This is a genomic window from Massilia sp. WG5 (assembly GCF_001412595.2).
Taxonomy (GTDB): domain Bacteria; phylum Pseudomonadota; class Gammaproteobacteria; order Burkholderiales; family Burkholderiaceae_D; genus Telluria.
In genome coordinates this window covers 4032871-4052697 of sequence record NZ_CP012640.2, presented here as the reverse complement: position 1 = coordinate 4052697, position 19827 = coordinate 4032871, and the positions used below count along the sequence as shown (strand labels likewise).

The window sequence follows — 19827 nt, the reverse complement described above, 5'->3', positions numbered from 1 at the left end:
TTCCTGAAGTAAAGCGTCCGCCGTCAGTTTTGACAATCCGTTAAGATGTGCCCGGCAGATTAAGAATGGAGAGAGATGTTGCCTGCACGACCCCATCAGATGGAGCACATTGCGCTGGCGCGACCACGAATTTTGGCACAAATCGTGCTGGCCGTGAACGCGCTGTGCGTCTCCGTGGGCGCTGCAGGCCAGGTAAAGGCGCAGCCTGAGGCCCAGGTCCCGGCGCCGACCACCTCCAAGGACCAGACCCAGAAGCAGCTGCAGGAACAGGAACGCGAGCCGGCCGCCCCGCTGCCGGTGGAAGCGCCCGAGCATCCCGCGGTGCGCTACTCGGTGAAGATCGACGCCCCGCGCGCCCTGCGCGAACTGCTGGAAAACAACCTCGACCTGCTGCGCTGGCGCGGCAACCCGCGCGTCGACCTCGAACAGCTCCAGCGCCTGGTGCGCAACGCGCCCGAGGAAGCGAAGACCCTGGTCGCCACCGAAGGCTATTACAGCCCCAGGATCTCGAGCGGGCTGGACACCTCCGGCGCCGAACCGGTCGCGCGCGTGATCGTCGATCCGGGCGTACCGACAACCGTCGGCGACGTCGACATCGAACTGCGCGGCTTCGTCCCGTTCGACAAGGGCGAAGCCCCGGTCGATGCGGCCGCGCTGCGCAACCGCTGGACCCTGCCGGTCGGTGCGCGCTTCCGCACCGCCGACTGGGAGTCGGCCAAGCGCGGCATGGTGCGCCAGATCGCGCAGTCGCGCTTTCCGCGCGCCCAGCTGCTCGACTCCAGCGCCACCGTCGATCCGGACAGTCACCGCGCCAAGCTGAAGGTCGTCATCGACAGTGGCCCGGACGTGCACTTCGGCGCCCTGAAGATCGAAGGCCTGCAGCGCTACCGCCCCGAGGTGATCACCAACCTGAACCAGATCCACCCGGGCGACCAGTACAGCGAAGCCGCGCTGCAGGCCTTGCAGGGCCGCCTGCAGGACACCGGCTACTTCAGCAGCGTGGAAGTGAGCGTCGACATGTCCTCGGCCCTGCAGGAGCAGGTCAGCGGACTGAATCAGGGACAGGGCGCGCAACCCGAGGCATCGTCACGCCCGGTCAGCATGCCGGTGCTGGTGCGCGTCACCGAGAACAAGCGCAAGAACGTGTCGGTCGGCCTCGGCTTCTCGACCAACACCGGCGCCCGCGCCCAGGCCAACTACGACAACCTGAACGTGTTCGGCAAGCGCATGAAGAGCAGCATCCTGTACGAACAGCTGCACCAGTCGGCGCGCACCGATTTCTACTGGCCGACCACGTCGAGCGGCTACAACAACAGCGTCGGCGCCAGCTACGACCGCGAGGACCTGCGCGGCCAGATCACCCGCACCACCAGCATCCACGCCACCCGCGCCTGGGGCACGCCGCTGCTGGAACGCAGCCTGCGGCTGGAAGCGCTGACCGAACAGCTCACCATCGACGAGCAGCCGGCCAGGCGCACGAAAGCCCTGCCGCTGACCTTCTCGATCACCAAGCGCAGCCTGGACAGCCTGGTGCTGCCGACCCGCGGCTACGCCGCCAACCTGCAACTGGGCGCGGCCCCGGTACGGCTGCTGACCGACGAGCCCTTCGTGCGCGCCTACATCCGCGCGGTCGGCTACCACCCGGTGGGCGCGTCGGGCTCCCTGATCGTGCGCGGCGAATTCGGCGCGGTCGGTTCGAAGGACAAGGACAAGGTGCCGTCGACCTTCCTGTTCCGCGCCGGCGGCGACCAGTCGGTGCGCGGCTATGCCTACCAGCAGCTGGGCGTGCCGGTGGCCGGCGCCATCACCGGCGGCCGCTACCTGATGACCGCCAGCGCCGAATACGACTGGTGGTTCAAGCCGCCCTGGGGCGCGGCCGTGTTCTATGACGTCGGCAATGCGGCCGACAACTTCTCGGACCTGAAGCCCAAGGTCGGCTATGGCGTGGGCGCGCGCTGGCGCAGCCCGGTCGGCCCGATCGCCGTCGACGTCGCCTACGGCAAGGCGGTGCACGAGGTCCGCCTGCACTTCTCCCTGGGATTCACTTTCTGATGAGCGTCGACGCACAAACCCCTGAACCGCAGGAGAAAGACAAGCCGCGCCGCTGGCCGCGCCGGGTCGCGATCGGCGTGGCCGTCACCGGCGTGGTCCTCGGCGGCGCGGTCTGGTACCTGGGGCGCGAGACCACCCTGCAGATGATCGCCCAGCGCGTCGCCAATGCCAGCGGCGGCAAGCTGACCCTGAGCGGCGTGTCCGGCTCGCTGTACGGCCACATGCATATCGGCCACGCGGTGTTCCGCACCGAGACGCAGGTAGTGACGGCGGACGACATCGACATCGACTGGAAGCCCTGGCAATACCTGTCGCACGGCGTCGAGATCCAGAAGCTGTACGCGAAGTCGCTGCGCATGGAAACGCTGAAGCAGAGCACCGAGCCGTCCACCATGCCGACCCGCCTGGCGCCGCCCTTCAAGGTGGCGGTGGACGATGCGCGCCTGGCCAGGGCCGTGTTCGTGAACAAGGGCGCCGAGACCCAGATCGACGACATCCGCCTCGCCCTGCACGGCGACAAGGCGCGCTGGAAGCTCGACCATGCGAAGGCGGACACGCCCTGGGGCCAGGCGGCGGCCAGCGGCACCATCGCGAATACCCTGCCCTACAAGCTGAACGCGGACGCCAGCCTGAGCCAGACGACAGGCACACAGCAGGCTGGGGCCATCGCTCCGCAACTGAAGCTGCACGCCGGCGGCGACCTGCAGAAAACGGTCATCGACGCCAGCGGCCAGGCCGCGCGCGCCGAGGGCACGGCGAACCTGGTGCTGTCGCCCTTCGCCGAGGTCCCGCTGCAAGCCTTTACGCTCAATGCCAGGAACATCGATCCGGGCTTCTTCAATCCCACGCTGCCGACGGCCGACCTGAACCTGGCGGTAGCCGCGCGCCTGGACCCGAACCGCAACATCAGCGGCTCCGTGAATCTGACGAACGACGGCCCGGAAGGCACCATCGACCAGCAGCGCCTGCCGCTGCGGGCGATGCGCGGCCAGTTGGGAGGGAACCTGGCGTCGATGAAGATCAGCGACGTGCTGCTCGACCTCGGCGGCGCCGGCCGCTTCACGGGCAGCGGCAGCGTCGAGCGCGGCCCGGACGAGAAAGGCCTCGGCACCGCACGCTTCGCGCTGCACACCGATCGCATCGACCTCAAGCAGATCCACGGCAGCATGAAGAAGACCGCCATCGCCGGCGACGTGGTGGTGGCGAACACCCAGGACACGCAGACGCTGAACGTCAACCTGCTTGACGCCGGCATGCGCCTGGTGGCCGAAGCCGCCCTGAAGAACAATGTGCTGGACGTGCGCGAGGCGCGCATCACGGCCGGCAAGGGCAGCGTGCGGGTGACTGGCAACGCGAATCTGCTGGATAAAAAACCGTTCAAGGCGAACCTGGTCGCCAGCCACCTGGACCCGGCCGCCTTCGGCGACTTCCCGCAGGCCGACATCAATGCCGAGATCAATGCGGCAGGCGCCCTCGCCCCGCAATGGCAGGTCGCGGCCGATTTCGCGCTGCGCCCGAGCCGCCTGTTCGACCAGCCGCTGTCCGGCAAGGGCAAGCTCGACGCCGGCGCCGTCGCCAATGGCGGCATCCACGTGCACGGCGTGGACGCGGCCCTGGCGCTGGGCCAGAACACGGTCGAGCTGCGTGGCGCCTTCGGCCAGCCAGGCGAAAAGCTGGCCTGGCGCGTCGACGGCCGCCAGCTCGCGGCCCTGCGCAAGGACCTGTATGGCGCGCTGGTGGCGAACGGCGTCGTCAGCGGCACCATGGACGCGCCGCGCACCAGCTTCGAGCTCGATGCCAACGGCCTGGGCTGGGCGCCGAAGGAGAGGAAGAACAATAACGGCCTGCTGCACGCCAGCGGTGAAGCCTGGCTGTCGGGCAGCAAGGATGCGAAAGTCGCCGAGGTCAAGGCCACCGGGTCGATGCAGAAGCTGAACCCGGCCGCCTTCGGCTCGCCCTTCGCCGGCAGCATCAACGGGGCCTTCGACGCCAGCGGCCACACCGGCGCGAACATGGGCGGCTCGGTCGATCTCACGCTGCAGCAGTCGACGCTGTCGAACTCGCCGCTGTGGGGCTATGCGAAGCTGAGCGCGGACAAGCGCCATGTATCGAACGCCGACGTCGACCTGCACCTGGGCGCCAACGTCGTGGCGGCGAAAGGCGCCTTCGGCAGCGGCCGCGACACGCTCCAGTGGCGCGTCGACGCGCCCCAGCTGGCGGCCCTCGGCCCCGACTTCGGCGGCGTGCTGCGCGGCGCCGGCACCCTGTCCGGCACCATGGACACGCCCTCGCTGACGGCCTCGCTGGAAGGCCAGAACCTGCGATTCATGGGCACGCAGAACCTGAAGTCCCTGCGCGCCACCGCGAATGTCGGCGCCGGACGCGGCGCCGCCGATCCGCTGGCGCTCGACGTCCAGATCGCCGAATATGCGAGCGGCGAGACCCGTATCGCCCAGGCGCGCCTGCAATCGACCGGCACCCGCGGCGCGCACACCATTTCGGCCTCGGCCCGCGGCGACAGTTTCGACGCCGCCGTCGCGGTCAACGGCAGCTACGCGACGAAGGGGCAGCTGAGCACCTGGAGCGGCACCCTGAACACGCTGCAGAACCGCGGCCGCTACGCGCTGACGCTGGCGGCGCCGGCCCCGCTGCGCATCGCCGGCGCGCCCGGCTCCGGCATCGCCGGGCTGGCCAATCCAACGCAGATCGACTTCAGCAACGCCACGATCCGCCTGCCGGCCGGTTCGGTCACGCTGCAGTCGCTGGCCAAGAACGGCCCGCGCTGGACCAGCCGCGGCAGCGCCACCGGGGTCCCCCTCGCCTACCTCGAACAAGCCTCCGATGCGCTCCGCCAGAACCTGCGTGGCGACCTGACGCTCGGTGCCGACTGGGCGCTCGACCTGCGCGCGCCCGTTGCCGCCGGCGCGGCGCCGGCGCTGGACGGCAATCTGCATGTGTTCCGCGAGAAGGGCGACCTGATCGCCGGCGACGTCGCCCCGGTCGCGCTCGGCCTGCGCCAGCTCGACCTGCGCGCCGACGTCAATGGCGGCGCGCTGCGCGCCCAGCTGGCGGTGGACGGCAGCCGGGTCGGCACGGCGAAAGCCGACGCCACCGCGCAGTTGATCCATGGCCGCCTCGACAACGACAGCCCGCTGCGCCTGACCGCCAGCGCGAACCTCGGCTCGCTGGCCTGGGTTTCGCCGCTGATCGGCCAGCCGGGGCTGGAGGTGGACGGCGCCCTGAACCTGGCCGTGACCGGCAGCGGCACGGTCGGCGCACCGATCCTGAACGGCACCGTGAACGGCGACCGGCTCGCGGTGAGCTGGCCGGACCAGGGCCTGCGCTTGCGCAACGGCCAGCTGCGCGCCGTGCTGGCCGGCGACCAGCTGCAGCTGCAGCGCTTCGCCTTCGAAGGCAACAGCGGCCGCGCCCTGATCGACGGCAACGTGCGCTTCGCCGGCGGAGAAGCCGCCATGAACCTCAAGCTGGTGGCCGACAAGCTCGAAGTCCTGTCGCGTCCGGACCGCACGGTGATCGTGAGCGGCCAGGCCAGCGTCGTGCGCGATCCGCGCCGCTTCAACGTCGAGGGCAGCTTCAAGGCCGACCGCGCGCTGGTGGAATTCGCGCCGCAGGACCGCCCGACCCTGTCCGACGACGTGATCGTGCTCGGGCGCGCGAATCCGAAGGATGCGCCGGCCAAGAAGGCGGGGGCGGTACCGCTGACGATCGACCTGACGGCCGACCTGGGCGACGATTTCCACATCCGCGGCATGGGCGCCGACGCCTACCTGACCGGCAGCGTCCACGTGCGCAAGGTGGGCGACAGCCCGCCGCGCATCAACGGCACGGTCAGCACCGTGAGCGGCACCTACGCGGCCTACGGCCAGCGCCTGGCGATCGAGCGCGGCACGGTCACCTTCAGCGGCGCCTACGACAACCCGGCGATCGACGTGCTGGCCGTGCGCAAGCGCCCGGAAGGCGAGCAGCTCAGCGACACCAATGTCGAAGCCGGGGTGCAGGTGCGCGGCACGGCGCTGTCGCCGACCGCCAAGCTGGTGTCGACGCCGAACGTGTCGGACAGCGACAAGCTGTCATGGCTGGTGCTGGGCCACGGCATGGAAGCCGCGACCGGCAGCGAGGCCGACGTCCTGAGCGCGGCCGCCGGCGCCCTGCTGGGCGGCAAGGGCGGCACCGGCGGTATCCAGAGCAAGCTGGCGAACTCCCTCGGCATCGACGAATTCGGCGTGCGCCAGGGCAAGGGCCAGGAAACCGGGCTGGCCAACACCGTGGTCACGGTCGGCAAGCGCATCTCCTCGCGCCTCTACCTGAGCTTCGAACAGGGCGCCGCCACCGCCACCAGCGTGGTGCGCCTGCGCTACAAGCTCACCCCGCGCATCACGGTGGCGCTGCAGACCGGCACGAATACAGCGCTGGACGTGCTGTACTCCTGGGCGTTTGACTAACAACAAACCGGGGTCAGACTCCAATTTTGGGAAATTTCCAAAATCCGGAGTCTGACCCCGGTTTGCGCTAAGACAGATCAGTGCAGCGTGCGCGCAATACTCGGGTTCGGATCGGTATCCGGCTCGTCGTTCATCGGCGTGCGGATCGGCGGCTGGTGCGGGTCGGGGGTCTCGAACGGATCCCTGGGCGGCTCTTCGATGGGCGCTGGGTCGGGAGCGCGGTGGGCGTAGATCGGGGCTGGCATCATGGCGGTTTCTCCTGCTTACGGAGTCAAAACATTAACACGCGGGTCAGTTTGCCGACGCCCGGCTGGATTACAATGGCGGATTCGACACCAAGGAAATCGTCATGTTGCCCACTCCCGTCGTTGCCGCCGTCCTCGTTCCGCTGGTCCTGTGGCGCGTATACAGCCGCATCAAGCGCCTGACGACACGCCAGCGCTCGAAGGTGTGGCGCCACCGCACTACCCTGGTCTTCTTCCCGCTGCTGGTCCTGGTGCTGGCGGGCGTGAGCCTGAAGACCGGGCCGATGGCCCTGGCCGCCCTCGGCGCCGGCTTGCCGCTGGGCCTGGTCCTGGCGCGGATCGCCACCGGCCGCACGAAATTCGAGCAGGTCGGCGACGAGTATTACTTTACCCCGCACGCGCCGATCGGCATGCTGGTCGCCCTGCTGTTCCTCGGCCGCATGGGCTACCGCGCCTACGAATACTATGCGCTGGGCTCGTTCGCGCACCATGAGTTCGTGTCCAGCCCGCTGACCCTGTTCATCTTCGGCATCCTCGCCGGTTACTACATGACTTTCGCGGCCGGCCTGCTTGCCTGGCGCAGGCGCACCGCCCCCGCCGCCGCACCCGCACTGACCCAATGAGCCTTACCACACTTGCCCTCATCGCCCTTGTTCCCGTACTGGTCTGGCGCATCTACCAGCGCCTGAAGACCCAGATGGCGCGCCAGCGCTCGATCATGTCGCGCCATTACACCGGCCTGCTGGTATTCGGCGGCATGCTGCTGGTGCCCGGCGCCGAACTGGGCGAGCAGCCGTTTTCGCTGGCGGCGCTGGCGCTGGGCGCGATCGCCGGCATCGGCCTCGGCGTCTACGGCCTGCGCCGCACCCGCTTCGAAGAGACCAGCGAAGGCTATTTCTTCACCCCGCCCATGCGCATGGGAATCCTGGTGGCGATGCTGCTGGTGGCGCGCGTGATCTACCTGGGCATCGAGATCTACATGAACCAGGGCAGCAGCCAGCCGAACCCGCGCTTTTCCGACAGCCCGGCGACGATCTTCTGCCTGGGCCTGACCGCCGCCTATTTCGCCACCTTCTCGGCCAGCCTGATGCGCTGGCGCCAGCGCCTGCGCAAACAACAGGGCTAGGCCAGGCTTTTACAGAGGGACTTGTTCCACTCCAATACGCCGGCTCGGGGTCCACAGAGAATTTCGTCAATACGCAATTCTCCGGAGCCCCGATGGTCTTTTCTCTCCTGGCCAGGCACTGGCTGGCGCGCCGTCACTATCCCCTTCCCTCCTGGCTGGCCTGCATCGCGCGCAGCCTGCGCGTGCTGCTGTTCTGGCGCGCGCACCTGGAGCTGCTGGCGCTGGACATCCACCGCGGCTACGTGGCGCTGGCGCACGACGACGTCTTCCACCATCTAAGCCACCGCCACTACCTGGCGAAAGGCATGTCGCTGCGCCAGCGGGTGCGCTGCGTACTGGCCCACTACCGCTTCGAGGAAGCCGCCTTCGATGCCGCCTACAAGCGGGCGGTCTACCGCGACGGCGGCCTGGCGCTGTGGCGGCACGAACATGCGGACGACGGCTGGCGCTTCGAGATCCGCCTGGAGATGGCTTCGCGCCTGAGCGCGGAGGGCGACCTGACGATCGCGATGCGCGCCACCGCGCCCGCCGGCGGCGCCGCCGGCGTGGTTCTGCACCGCCTGTCCTTCAGCTGGGCCGACGGCGCCTTCGCCGGGTGCGCGGCGCCGGTCGTCCCCTTCATCGCCTGCAACCAGGGACGCCGCGCCGACGCCGCGAATGCCTTCGCCGCCTTCGAGCAGGCGTTCCCGAACAATTCGTCCAGCTTCTTCTGCTTCGCCGCCCTACAGGGCATCGCGCAGGCGCTGGGCTTCAGCGAGGTCATGGCCGTCAAGTCGGCCTGGCAGAGCGCCTGGACCCCGGCCGACGCGCGGCATTTCACGAACGCCTACGACGGCTTCTGGGCGACCCTCGGCGGCGTGCCCACCGCGGCTTGCTGCTGGAGGATCGCACTGCCCTTCTACCTCAAGCCGCTGTCGGAGATGCCGTCCAAGCACCGCAAGCGGGCGGCGCTGCGGCGCCGGCACTGGCAGGCGATCGGCGAGGCGGCGCGGCTGGCGCTGGCCCGGCACCGCCAATGAAAACGGCCGGCGTCCACAGGATCGCCGGCCGTTTTCATCACGAGCTGCGCAGCTTACGCCGCCTTCGCCTCGCTCCCCGCCTGCCTTCTCTGCAGCACGAAGATCGGCTGCGCCCACTGCACGTCCTTCTTCTTCTTGCTGGTGATGAGGGTCAGGTCGGACGGGTCGTAGACGTCCGTGTTGTGGGTCAGCGGCGTCGTCATCAGGTACTGGGCGTCGGTGTTCTTCAGGAACTCGCCGACCAGCTGGATGTTGCGGATGTCCAGGTGGGCGAAGGGTTCGTCGATGAACACGAAGCCGCCCGAGCCCTCTTCCGATTTCAGCAGGCCGATGAGAAGAACCAGCGACTTCATCACCTGCTGGCCGCCCGAGGCTTCGCCGTCGTTCATGCCGATCTGGCCCTTGCCGTCGAACTTGAAGCGCACGTGCAGGCCGGCCTGGGCCAGCTGCAGGTCGTCGTTCTCCAGGCGCACCGGGTCGACCGTGACTTCGATGTTGGCCAGCTCGCCCAGTTCCCTGATGTTCTTCGAGTAGGTCTTGATCGTGTAGCGCAGGCGCTCGATATAGGCGCCGCGCGCGTTGTCGGTGGCCTCGATCGCGCGGTTGTTCTGGTAGCGTCGCTCCTCGGTCTCGTTCTGGCGGTTCGAGAGCTGGTCGTTCAGGCGTGCGTACTGGTCGATCACGGTCGGGTCGTGTTCCCAGTCGCTGCGCGCCAGCGAGCTGTCGAGCGAGCCCACGCGCAGCTTGACCTGGTGGGTGTTCTGGTGCGCGGCCACCAGGGCGGCGCGGCGCTCCGGCTGGCGCCAGGCCTTCGGCACATGCCGCCAGTTGCGGCGCAGCTCCAGCAGCGCGCGCGCATGCTCGCTGCGCTGCTCGATCTGGCGGCGGTGGTTCAGGCGCATGCCGGCTTCCGCTTCCGACAGGGCCATGCGGGCGTTCTGCCACACGGTGTCGGCGCGGGTGCGGGTGACGGTTGCGTTCTTGGTCAGCACCTGCAGCTCGCCCAGGCGCGCGCCGACTTCCAGGCGCTCGGTCTTGAGCGGCTCGATGGCGCGCGTGGCTTCCTCGAACTCGGCCTGGCGCGCGCTCAGTTCCTTGACCGCGTCGACGCCGGCGATGCGCACGCGCAGGGCCGACACTTCGGTCGCCAGCTTGCTGATCGCGAGCGTCAGCGTGTCTTCCTGGGCTTCCAGCGCCGGCAGCGCTTTCTGGATCGCTTCCAGGCGCTGGGTCTTGCCGGCCGCGCCGAAGCGGTAGCGCGAGGGCTCGACGAACAGCGAGCGCCCGCCGCGACGTTCGCGGTGATACGCGTCCGGCGTGATCCACTCGTCGGCATCGCTCTTGAAGCCGGCATCGACCGATTCGACGCGCTCGATGCGTTCGAGCTGGTCGATCAGCCAGGACGGCGCCTTCGAGCTGAAACGCACTACCGACAGCAGGGTATCGTCCTTGACCACCGGCGCGCTGACGCAGTCGGGCACGATGAAGTGGCGGTAGCGCTCCTTCTCGGCCAGTTTATAGGCCGCCGGCGCGTCCTTGGCGCTCTCCAGCAGCACCACCGAGGCATAGCCGCCCAGCACGCCCTCGACGGCGCCCTGCCATTTCGGGTCGGTCACCTCGACGATATCCGACAGCATCGCGTGCGGGATGTTCGCCTCGTTCAGCGCGCGGCGCATCTGGCGCTGCGCTTCCGGTTCCGGCATCGAGCTCTTGCCCTGCAGGGCCGAGATGGTCGACAGCTCGCCGGCGATCCTTGCCGCCAGGTTGTCGCGCTCGGTCTTCTTCTTGGCGAGCTGCGCCTCTTTCGTTTCGAGTTGGCTTTGCACCTCGGCGATGTCGGCGCCGGAATCCGCGGCCAGCTTCTGCAGGCGTTCCTTCTGCTCGAGCAGGCTTTCCAGCGGCTTGAGCTTGCGGTTGATGTCGGTGAGGCGGGCGGCCAGCGTGTTCGCTTCCTGCTCCAGCTGGACTTCCTGCTGCTGGGCCTCGGTCAGCGCGCGCTGCTGGGCCGCCAGCGCGTGGCGCTTCTCGGCCAGCTGGCTGTCGGCCTGCATCAGGGGCTTCTTCGCCTCGCGCAGCGCACGGCTGGCCTGGGCCGCCTTTTCGCGCGCCTCGTGGTATTCGAGGCTGGGCAGCGCCTCTTCGACCAGGGCCTGGCGCTCCTTGTTCAGGTCTTCCCACTGGTGGTAGTTGGCGACGCGCAGGCGCAGGCCTTCCAGGTTGATGCGCGAGGTTTCGAGTTCGGCCTCGAAGCGCTTCAGCTCCGTCTCGGTGTCGCGCTGGTGGCGCTTGGCTTCGTCGTAGGCGTCCAGCACTTCCTTGTCGCCGAACACCTGGAACACCAGGTCCAGCAGCTGGCGCGGCGAGTATTCGCACAGTTTGTCGGTCTCGCCCTGCTCCAGCGCCAGCACCTTCGACATCGCCGGCGACAGGCCGGCCGAGGCCAGGCGCTTGCGGTAGTTTTCCACGCCCATCCAGTCGCTGGCTTCCGTGACTTCCTCGATCTCGATATTCCCCGGTCGCATCAGGTACTGGCGCTTCCAGTCGCCGCCGTTCTTCTGCACCTGGCAGAACAGGGTGACTTCGTCGTCGGAAAAGAAACCGCTGTGACGGAACGGACGGTTCGAGAGCTGGCGGCCGGACGGCTTGTTGTCGACCACGGCGCGGATCCAGGCGCTCTGCTGGCCCGAGTGGCGCGCATAGTGTTTATACGTGCGGCCCATCGAGCAGTCCAGGCCGAACAGGGTGCGCAGCGCGTCCAGCAGCGTGGTCTTGCCGGAGCCGTTCTGGCCGGCGATGGTGATGATCTTGGCGTCGAGCGGGATGTTCTTGATCCGCTGCCAGTAGTCCCAGTGGACCAGCTCGAGAGATTTGATGTGGAACATGCGCTTTACTCCTGGGGTTCGGTCACGGCCGGCTCGGCCGATACGGGTTCGGTCGAACCCGCATCGTTGGCCGCTTCGCTGGCCACGCGGCGGATGGTGGTCAGCGGGGCGCGCTTGAACACCTCGGCCAGGGCGCCGTTGATGATGCGCTCCTTCAGCAGGTCGGTGTCCATCAGCAGGTCGAGCAGCGGGCCTTCCAGGACCACGTCGCCGCGGCGCTCGATGAAGCCGAGCTTCGACAGCAGGCCGAGGTTCATGTCCATGCGGGTCTTCTTGCCCAGCTTGTCGCCGAAGTCGGCCAGCAGCGCTGTGTAGGAGATGCCGATCGAGGTGTCCTCGGCGCGCGGGATCGGGTTGTCCTTGTCGAACATGTCCGACTGGTCGACGTCGATGGCCTGGTGGGTTTCCTGGCGCTGGCGCTTGGGCAGGATGATCTGCGCCCACAGCACCACCAGCAGGGCCACGCCGTCGCGGGTCAGGCCGAAGTTATTGTTCTGCCAGATGTCCTTGGCGCCGAAGATCTTCGGCTCGACGTTGCGGTGCAGGGCCAGCGTGACGTGGTCGGCATACACGTTGTCGATCAGCTTCAGGCCGGATTCCAGCAGGCGCTTGTCGATCTCGGCGCGGAAGGTGTCGTCGGACAGCGCGCGCTTGACCATCTTGTCGTCGCGGCGCAGGGTCTGGTGCGTAAGCAGCCGCGCAATCAGGATCTGTGCGTCGTCATTCATCTTCTTTACCGTCCAGGTCTAAATTCAGGGAAAGGGTCGCGCGCGACATCGCCGCCACATGCGGGTCGTCCAGGGGAACCATTTCGTCTTCGGAGTTGAAGCGCACCGGCAGGCGCGCCAGTTCGGCGGTCGGGCCCTGAAGGCTGGCCTCGGCGGGATCGCCCAGCAGCGGCAGCAGCGAGGCGCGGTAGGACGCCACCGCGAAGCTGGCCGGCAGCAGCGAGTCCTGGATCGGCACGCTCTTCGGCGCGCCCTCGGCCATCACGGGGAAGTTGTCCAGGTTGGCAAAGTCCGCCAGGCGCTTGATCCAGTCGTCCAGCTCGGCCTGCATCGCCGGGTTGTCGTTGACGGTCAGCGGGGCGTCCTCGCCGCTCGGCAGGCCGCCCGGAGCGACGTTGACGGCGCGTTCCGCCATCAGCTCGGTCTCGGCGACGTCGATCATCTCGGCCGGCGTGACAAACAGCGGCAGCACCGGGCGCTCGATCGCGCCTTCGGCCAGGCTGGCCAGGTCGTCGTGCGCCAGCAGCCAGCGCTTGATGTCGGTGGTGGAGAGCCCCGACTGGCCCAGGTGCACGCGCTGGCGCTCGATCTGGTTCAGGGCGCGCGAGAACATGCCCTGCATGTTCAGCAGCGAGGACTGGGCGCGGCCGATCGCCTGCGCCGCCTTGTGCGTGGCCGCGTCGGCCTGATCGCTGGACGTGATCGCGCGCAGGATCGCCGAGCCCTTCTCGACCCAGTCGCAGGCCATGTGCCACTTGGCCTGCGAGGCGCGCAGGCGGAATTCGGAACCCGAGGCGATGGCGTCGCGGAACTCCTCGTGCAGCTCGAGCAGGCGGCCCAGCAGGTGCTTGAGCTGGTCGACGGTCACGCCGCCCACCGCCTGGGCGCCGGCCACCTGCGACAGCAGGAAGCCCATCTCGGCCTCGTCCTCTTCCGGACGGCCGAGCGCCAGCAGGGTGTCGAGCGCGGCCAGCACATTGCGCGCCAGCGGCGTGATGCGGTACACCGCCGCCGGGTTGTCCCAGGCCAGCAGGCCGTGCGAACGCAGGCGGCCCAGCACCGTCTCCAGGCTTTCCGGGATCAGGTAGGCGAACTTCTGGTTGATGTCGGCGCGCGAGAAGGCCGAGTCGTCGGTGTCGGCCGCCAGTTCGCGCAGCACCAGCAGGCGCACGATGACGCCGTCCTGCGAGCCGTGGAAGAGCGCCGTGAACGCCTGCAGCATGGGCTGCGCACGCTTGAGGTGATAGACCTGCTCGATCTCGTCCGGCGCCACTCCTTCATGGAAGTGGGCCTGCAAGGGGTCGAGAACATGAGCCAGCTCGTCCTGCGCTATGGAATGGGAGTCGGCGGCGACAGCGCCTGCCAAGTTGTCGATCATCGTAAGGCTTACCAGTTGCCAAATTGCTTATGACGCGCTGCAGTCGTGGCGGCGGGCGCGGGGGCGTCAGTATATCAGTTAAGACTAGGCAACTTATAAGGAATGGAAACCGGGGACTTCACATCTGGCTAATAAGCAACGCACAGGAAACAAAGGCTTGACTTGCAAAGCACAGGATATTTATGACTTCCAGTCACAAATATCCGTCAGTCGCGCGCCCCCTATTTATACGCCGCTGGATAATTGATCTTGCGATATTTACATCACAAAAGAGGAGGAATGCCATGCACCGCGCACTTGCCAACACGGCCCTGGCCTTCGCTTTCGCTGCCTGCCTGATACCGGTCTCGGGCTTTGCCGCACAGCAGCCGAAAGAACAGAATGGCATCGCTTACATCAACGGCGGCGTCGGCCAGGACGAGCAGAACGCCATGCGCGCCCTGCGCGCCGACTACAACCTGCAATTGACCTTCGCCACCAGGCAGACCGGCGCCTACCGCTCCGACGTCCAGCTCGACATCGCCGACGCCAAGGGCAACAATGTGCTGAGCGTGCCTGACACCGGTCCGATGTTCTTCGCCAAGCTGCCGCCGGGCACCTACCGGATCAGCGCTGCGGCCGAGGGCAAGACCTTCAAGCGCAGCGTCAAGCTGGGCACGGCGCCGAAGGAGCTGATTTTGCACTGGGAGAACGATTCGCCGGATGATCCGGGGGTGCAGGAATAAAGTTCTGCTTGAGCTGCCGAACTACTTGCGCACGATCCTTTCGAGCGTCTGCTCGACATAATCGCGGTCGTTATCGACGAAGCGCAGCTTGACCGGATACCACTCCAGCGAGGGCGCCAGCCAGATGTCGAGGGTCTGGTCTTTCGAGCCCGGCGGCGGTTCGCGCAGCACGTGCACGGTGTCGACCTGGCCGATGGCGGCGCCGGCCTGCACCTTCTCGCGGCCGATCACGCGGAAGGTCCAGGGGTCGGCGTCGTGCGGGCCGACCACGAAGAAGTTCCATGCCGAGCCCGCCTTGAACTTGTCCTTGGCCGCGCGCGCGATGCCGATCAGCTCCCAGGAGATCGACACCCGGTCCTGCTCGCCGCCCTTGATCGGGTAGACCTGCTTGCCGTCGCTGAAGCTGATGGTCTTGGCTTCGCGGTCGAAGTTCGCGGTGACCGCATCCTTGCGGAAGCGCTTGTCGTAGTACTCGTTCGGCGCCAGGCCGAAGCTGTCGATCGTGCCCTGGCTGCGGTTTTCCGTCAGCTTGCCCAGCAGGGCCACGCGCGACTCGGTATTGATCGTGTACTTGCCGTCGCCCTGGCGCCAGGTCAGGGTGGCGTCGCCGCTCAGGGTGAAGCCGCGCTGGCGGGCGCTGATCGAGTAGGACAGGTCGGCCGAAGGCGGCAGGTTGAAGGGGCGCAGCTGCGCCGGGTGATCGTCGGCCGCGGGCGCACCGTTCACCGTCATCGTCGCCGCCAGCAATACGCCTGCACCGGCCAGTTTCCACATCTTGTTCATGTCAGCTTCCTGAATTCTTCATCACGATATTGTTCACGGTCTGGGTCGTCACCGCCCCGTTCGCTTCGAGGTTGCGGATCTGGACCGGCACCCAGCCGTAGTCGGGCGCCAGCCACAGGTCCAGCCGCGCATTGTACGAACCGGGCTTGGGCGGACGCGCGAGGTGCCATGCCGCGATCTTACCCAGTCGCGTGTCGATCTGCTCCTGGCCCAGCACTGTAAAGCTGTAAATGCTGGCGTCGCGGTCTTCGCCGACGAGAATGTCGATATTTCCCGACAGTTGCCGGGGATCGCCACGCGCGATCGCCGTCAGCTGCAGCGGCACGCTGGCCTTGTCCTGCGCCCCCCAGACCAGCGGGTAGTTCGCCTCCGAGGCCGAAAAACTCAGCCTGCCGTCCTTGCGGTTGAAGTGGGTGGCCGTCATCGAGCGCCCGCGCCGCTTTTCCGTCATCAGGGTCGGCGTGAAACCCTCCTCGCCGATTGCGCCTTCACTGGTCAGCGTCAACAGGTTCACGTGTGCGAAAACAACAGTGATGCCGGCTTCGACGCGGATCTTGTACGAAGTCGGCGTCAGCGTCCACGACAGCAGCGCGTTGCCGCTCCATTGCGTGCCGTTCGCATCCGTGCGGGCGACGTCCAGCTGGATGTCGGCCGCCGGCGGCAGATCGAGCTTGTAATGGCGCGCCTCGGGTGCGGTCCTGGCCGGCGCAGCTGCGGGCGCCGGCTGCGCCTGCGGAGCAGCCTGGGGCGATTGTACGTCGGCAGCGGCGAGCGCGGCGCCCCCCTGCCCGGCCGCATCGGCCCCGGGCGCGGCATCGGGCGCAGCGGACTGCGCGCCGTCGGTGGGGCCGGCCGCCGGCGGCGCGCCGGCGTCGGGCGCCGCCACCGCCACCGGCTCGGTCGGCAATTGGGGCAGCGGCGGCGGCGGTGCGAGCGCCGGCTGCGGCGGCGCTGCGGGCTGCGGCTGCTGCTGCTGCTGCGCAGGGACCTGGATCAGCTCCGCCAGCGCCAGCGACGCCTCGGGCCGCGCCGCGTCCATGCGCGGCTTGCCGAGCTGGCCCCTGAACCAGTCCAGCACCAGCAGGTGCAGCAGGACCGTGACCGTCCCCAGCACGATTTTCCTGCGGTGGCGGTTCGAGGCGATAGCGAGGCTCATGCGTCTAGTGTAACGTCTATGAGGCCCATTGTTTATCTGCTACGCTAGGCGGGACCCAAAACAGGAGACGACCACCATGCTTAAACCACCTGCAGCCAATATGCCCGGGATGACCGATACGCTGGACTTCGTCAAGAACCTATGGGGTTCGATGAACCTTCCGGGCACCAATATGTCGGGCATGGCCGCGCCGCCGATGTCGGTCGAAGACCTCGACAAACGGATCGCCGACCTGAAGGCCGTCGAATCCTGGCTGAACCTGAACCTCACCATGCTGCGCGGGACGATCCAGACCATGGAAGTCCAGCGCGCCACCCTGTCCACCCTGAAGTCGATGGGCGCCTCGATGGCCGAGGCGATGCGCCAGTCGGGCGTCAGCGCCGAGAAGATGGCGGGCACGCCTTTTTCCGCCTTCTTCGGCCAGCCGCCGACGGGCGCCGCGGCGCCGTCCACGCCCTCGCCCACGGCAGCGGATGCCGGTGGCGGATCGGCCCAGCCCGGCGCGGGCGCGCCGTCGCAGGACCAGGCTGCCGCCCTGGGCATGTCGACGGCAATGGCGTGGTGGAATATGCTTCAGGAACAGTTCACGCAGGCAGTAACGAATGCGATGACGCCGGCGCCGGCGGATGGCGCGGCCAAGGCGCCGCAGGGCGATGCGCAGGCCAAGGCGCCAGCCGGCGCAGCCGAACCGGCGCCCGGCGCATCGGCGGCCGCCGCGCCGAGCGGCAACGGCCGGGCCCGCGGCGCCAAGCCGAAGGCCGATAAAGCGTAGCGTGGGCACCCGGTGCCCACCCTACGGCGCCGGCGCCGGCTGCGGCTGCAGCTGCGCCAGCTGTTCCATCAGCTGCGCGAAGCGCTGCTGGCCCGGCAGCAGGTGGTCGACATGGTGCAGCACTTCCTGGGCTTCGGCCCACATGTCCGCATCGAAGCCATGCTGCTGCATGTGCGAGACCAGGATCTGGGCCGCGTTGAACAGGATGCGCTGGTTGTTCGGCACGCTCTTCCTCGCATTGCGCATCCACTCCACCGCCTCGGCCAGCTTGCCGGTCTTCCACAGCAGCACGCCCTGGTTCATCAGGTCCGCCGCTTCCTTCTTCGCGCTGCGGATCAGGGCCATGCCCTCGTCCTTCAAGCGCGCCTTCTCGAAGATCGCCTGCACCTCGTCCAGCAGCAGCGGATTGTCGTGGTTGTTGCGGATCACGTAGCACAGCAGCTCGGCCGGCGCATCCTTCACCCCCACCGCGAACAGCAGGGTCGCCAGCTCCAGGCAGGTGACGGTGTCCGGACGCGCCGAGCTCAGCTGCAACATCGCTTCCAGCTCGTCGCCGGCCTTGCGCGCGCGCCGGTAGTCGCCGCTCTCGTGATAGACCAGGCCTTCGGTGATCTTGGCGCGCAGCTGGATGTCCGGATGCTCCTGCGCGAACTCGCGCTGGACCGCCAGCAGCAGTTGCAGCGCTTCCTTCGGGTCGTTCTTCTGGCCGCACACGCGCGCCAGCCCGAGATAGGCGTCGGGCGTCTTCATGATCGAATACTCGCCGATCGCGATGCACTTGCGGAAGGCCTTCTCGGCCATCTGCGTATTCCCCAGCTTGAGCGCGACATTCCCCAGGCTGCGCTGGCGCGGCACCGAGTTCGGCGACAGTTTGGCGGCGCGTTCCAGGATCGCGCAGGCTTCTTCCAGCTTGCCCATGTTCTGGTAGGCGCTGGCGAGCTGGTCGTAGGCGTCGATGTAGTAGCGGTTTTCCGCGATCACGCCCTGGAACATCTGGCGCGCCTGCTCGAATTCACCGTTGGCCATGCGGATCTTGGCCAGGCCGGCGCGCGCCCACTGGTATTCGCGCTGCTCCAGCACCTGCTCGTAGACTTCGCGCGCCCGCGCCGGCTGGCCGCTCTTTTCCATCAGCCTGGCCTTCATGCGCAGCAGGTCGAGTTCGTGCACGCGCTGCGTCTCGATCTGGGCGTCGCACAGCCTGGCCGCGCGCAGGTAGTCCTTTTCGGCGCAGGCCTGGTCGATCATGCGGAACACCTGCTTCTTGTGCCAGACACGGTTCAGGCGCGTCAGCAGCACGCCTTCGGTGATCGGCTTGATCAGGTAGGCGTCCGGCTGGTGCTCGGCCGCGCCCATCACCGATTCCACGCTCTTCTCGGCCGACACCATCAGCCACACGGTGCTCGGGTTGACCAGGTTGCGCACGCGCGCCTCTTCCAGCACCTGCTGGCCGTTCTTGCCCTCGCCGAGGTTGTAGTCGCACAGGACCACGTCGTAGCGGATGCGGGACAACAGGCCCATCGCCTCGCCGCCGCTCGATGCCTGGTCGATGTTTTTCGCGCCCAGGCTGCGCAGGCTCTCGCGCAGCAGCTGGCGGATGCCGACGAAATCGTCGACCACCAGGTAGTTCTTGTCGGCCCAGTCGACCTGGTCGGCCGCCGCGGCAAGCGCGGCCGGATTCGCGAGGTTCATGGCAGTTTCAGGACGAAGCAGCCGCCGCCGTATGCGCCGCCATTCTCGAGGCGCAGGCTGCCGCTGCGCCCGCGGTGGCGGTGCATCTTCGCGACTTCGCTCGAAAAATACAGGCCCAGGCCGGCGCTGTTGGTCAGGAAGTTGACCCCGCCCGCCACCTCGCGCGTGGCGATCGCGCCCGCCTTCAGCAGGGACGGCGGATAACCGGGGCCGTTGTCCTCGACGCGCAGCTCGAGCCAGCCCTCGCGCTCGCGGATCGCCAGGCGCACCGTGTCGCAGGTGTAGTGGATGGCGTTGTTGATCGCATGCGAGAGCACGCCGACGACCAGGTCTTCGTCGAAGTGCCAGATCAGCTGCGGGTCGTAGTCCAGTTCGAGCCTGATGCCGCGCGACTTGAGCAGCACACGCCCGATCGCCACCACCTGCTCGACCAGCTGGCCCAGCTCGAGCGGCTGGACGTCGAAGGGATACTCGGGCTTGCCGACCTGCTTGTACAGCGCCAGCAGCTGCATCAGGTTGTCGTTCAGGCGCTTGGTCTGGTACAGCATGTGCGCCATCTGCGCATAGGCCGGTTCGGCCTGCGGCGAGCTGGAAGACGGATTCGCGGCGAGCAGATGCTCCAGCGTCCCTGACAGGACGCTGATCGAGTTCTTCATGTCGTGCGCGGTCGAGGCGAGAAACAGGAACAGGTCGTGCGTGTTGGGCGTGTCGGGCGGCGCATCCGCCAGGAGGTCGTCCATTTCAACCTTTCATATGTGAAATGTTGCTGGACGCCAATTATACCTTCAGTCGATAAAATTTCTTACAGG

Annotated in this window: 15 protein-coding genes; 7 read left to right on the top strand and 8 right to left on the bottom strand. The window is 67.6% G+C overall.

The window, feature by feature from the left end:
* Positions 1-75: 75 nt before the first annotated feature.
* The gene (locus AM586_RS18095) at positions 76-2052 is read left to right on the top strand and encodes an autotransporter assembly complex family protein (protein WP_229411278.1); all 1977 of its coding nucleotides are present in this window, start codon (positions 76-78) and stop codon (positions 2050-2052) included.
* Positions 2052-6515: a translocation/assembly module TamB domain-containing protein gene (locus AM586_RS18090; protein WP_047826526.1), complete on the top strand. Its 4464-nt coding sequence runs from the start codon at positions 2052-2054 to the stop codon at positions 6513-6515. The genes AM586_RS18095 and AM586_RS18090 overlap by 1 nt, the downstream gene beginning before the upstream one ends.
* Before the next feature lie 77 nt (positions 6516-6592).
* Here AM586_RS18090 and AM586_RS28615 read toward each other — a convergent pair whose 3' ends face one another.
* Positions 6593-6763, bottom strand: a complete 171-nt coding sequence (locus AM586_RS28615) for a hypothetical protein (protein WP_197416512.1) — start codon at positions 6761-6763, stop codon at positions 6593-6595.
* Positions 6764-6864: 101 nt separating this feature from the next.
* Between AM586_RS28615 and AM586_RS18085 the strand changes: the two genes are divergently transcribed.
* The 3 genes from AM586_RS18085 (at position 6865) to AM586_RS18075 (ending at position 8905) form a co-directional block, all read left to right on the top strand.
* Positions 6865-7383, top strand: a complete 519-nt coding sequence (locus AM586_RS18085; RefSeq protein WP_047826525.1) for a hypothetical protein — start codon at positions 6865-6867, stop codon at positions 7381-7383.
* Positions 7380-7886: a hypothetical protein gene (locus AM586_RS18080; protein WP_047826524.1), complete on the top strand. Its 507-nt coding sequence runs from the start codon at positions 7380-7382 to the stop codon at positions 7884-7886. Before AM586_RS18085 ends, AM586_RS18080 begins: the two co-directional genes overlap by 4 nt.
* A 92-nt stretch (positions 7887-7978) precedes the next feature.
* Positions 7979-8905 (top strand): DUF535 family protein, encoded by a 927-nt coding sequence (locus tag AM586_RS18075; protein ID WP_052234452.1) that lies wholly within the window; start codon positions 7979-7981, stop codon positions 8903-8905.
* A gap of 53 nt (positions 8906-8958) precedes the next feature.
* On the opposite strand, the gene AM586_RS18070 is transcribed toward AM586_RS18075, so the two are convergent.
* Genes AM586_RS18070 through AM586_RS18060 form a run of 3 tightly spaced genes read right to left on the bottom strand, consistent with a single transcriptional unit; the run spans position 8959 to position 13893 of the window.
* On the bottom strand, positions 8959-11787 hold the full coding sequence (locus tag AM586_RS18070) for an ATP-binding protein (protein WP_047826523.1): 2829 nt from the start codon (positions 11785-11787) through the stop codon (positions 8959-8961).
* Positions 11788-11792: 5 nt separating this feature from the next.
* A complete protein-coding gene (locus tag AM586_RS18065) occupies positions 11793-12515 on the bottom strand; it encodes a hypothetical protein (protein WP_047826522.1) in 723 nt (240 codons plus the stop codon).
* Positions 12508-13893 (bottom strand): hypothetical protein, encoded by a 1386-nt coding sequence (locus AM586_RS18060; RefSeq protein ID WP_197416511.1) that lies wholly within the window; start codon positions 13891-13893, stop codon positions 12508-12510. Before AM586_RS18060 ends, AM586_RS18065 begins: the two co-directional genes overlap by 8 nt.
* A 284-nt stretch (positions 13894-14177) precedes the next feature.
* On the opposite strand from AM586_RS18060, the gene AM586_RS18055 reads away from it, so the two are divergent.
* Entirely contained in the window at positions 14178-14618 is a 441-nt protein-coding gene (locus tag AM586_RS18055; RefSeq protein WP_052234451.1) for a hypothetical protein, read from the top strand.
* A gap of 21 nt (positions 14619-14639) precedes the next feature.
* On the opposite strand, the gene AM586_RS18050 is transcribed toward AM586_RS18055, so the two are convergent.
* Together AM586_RS18050 and AM586_RS18045 are read right to left on the bottom strand one after the other, a co-directional pair.
* Positions 14640-15401: a DUF3108 domain-containing protein gene (locus tag AM586_RS18050; protein WP_047826521.1), complete on the bottom strand. Its 762-nt coding sequence runs from the start codon at positions 15399-15401 to the stop codon at positions 14640-14642.
* Position 15402: 1 nt separating this feature from the next.
* Positions 15403-16557, bottom strand: a complete 1155-nt coding sequence (locus tag AM586_RS18045; protein WP_047826520.1) for a DUF3108 domain-containing protein — start codon at positions 16555-16557, stop codon at positions 15403-15405.
* Between the two features lie 76 nt (positions 16558-16633).
* Here AM586_RS18045 and AM586_RS18040 point away from each other — a divergent pair, with 76 nt between their 5' ends.
* Entirely contained in the window at positions 16634-17329 is a 696-nt protein-coding gene (locus AM586_RS18040) for a PhaM family polyhydroxyalkanoate granule multifunctional regulatory protein (protein WP_060566650.1), read from the top strand.
* Positions 17330-17350: 21 nt separating this feature from the next.
* Here the strand turns inward: AM586_RS18040 and AM586_RS18035 are convergent, their stop codons facing one another.
* Together AM586_RS18035 and AM586_RS18030 are read right to left on the bottom strand one after the other, a co-directional pair.
* A complete protein-coding gene (locus AM586_RS18035) occupies positions 17351-19018 on the bottom strand; it encodes a tetratricopeptide repeat-containing response regulator (RefSeq protein ID WP_060566648.1) in 1668 nt (555 codons plus the stop codon).
* Positions 19015-19758 carry a sensor histidine kinase KdpD gene (locus AM586_RS18030; protein ID WP_047824244.1) on the bottom strand — a complete coding sequence of 248 codons (744 nt, stop codon included), beginning with the start codon at positions 19756-19758 and terminating at the stop codon, positions 19015-19017. The genes AM586_RS18035 and AM586_RS18030 overlap by 4 nt, the downstream gene beginning before the upstream one ends.
* Positions 19759-19827 lie beyond the last annotated feature (69 nt).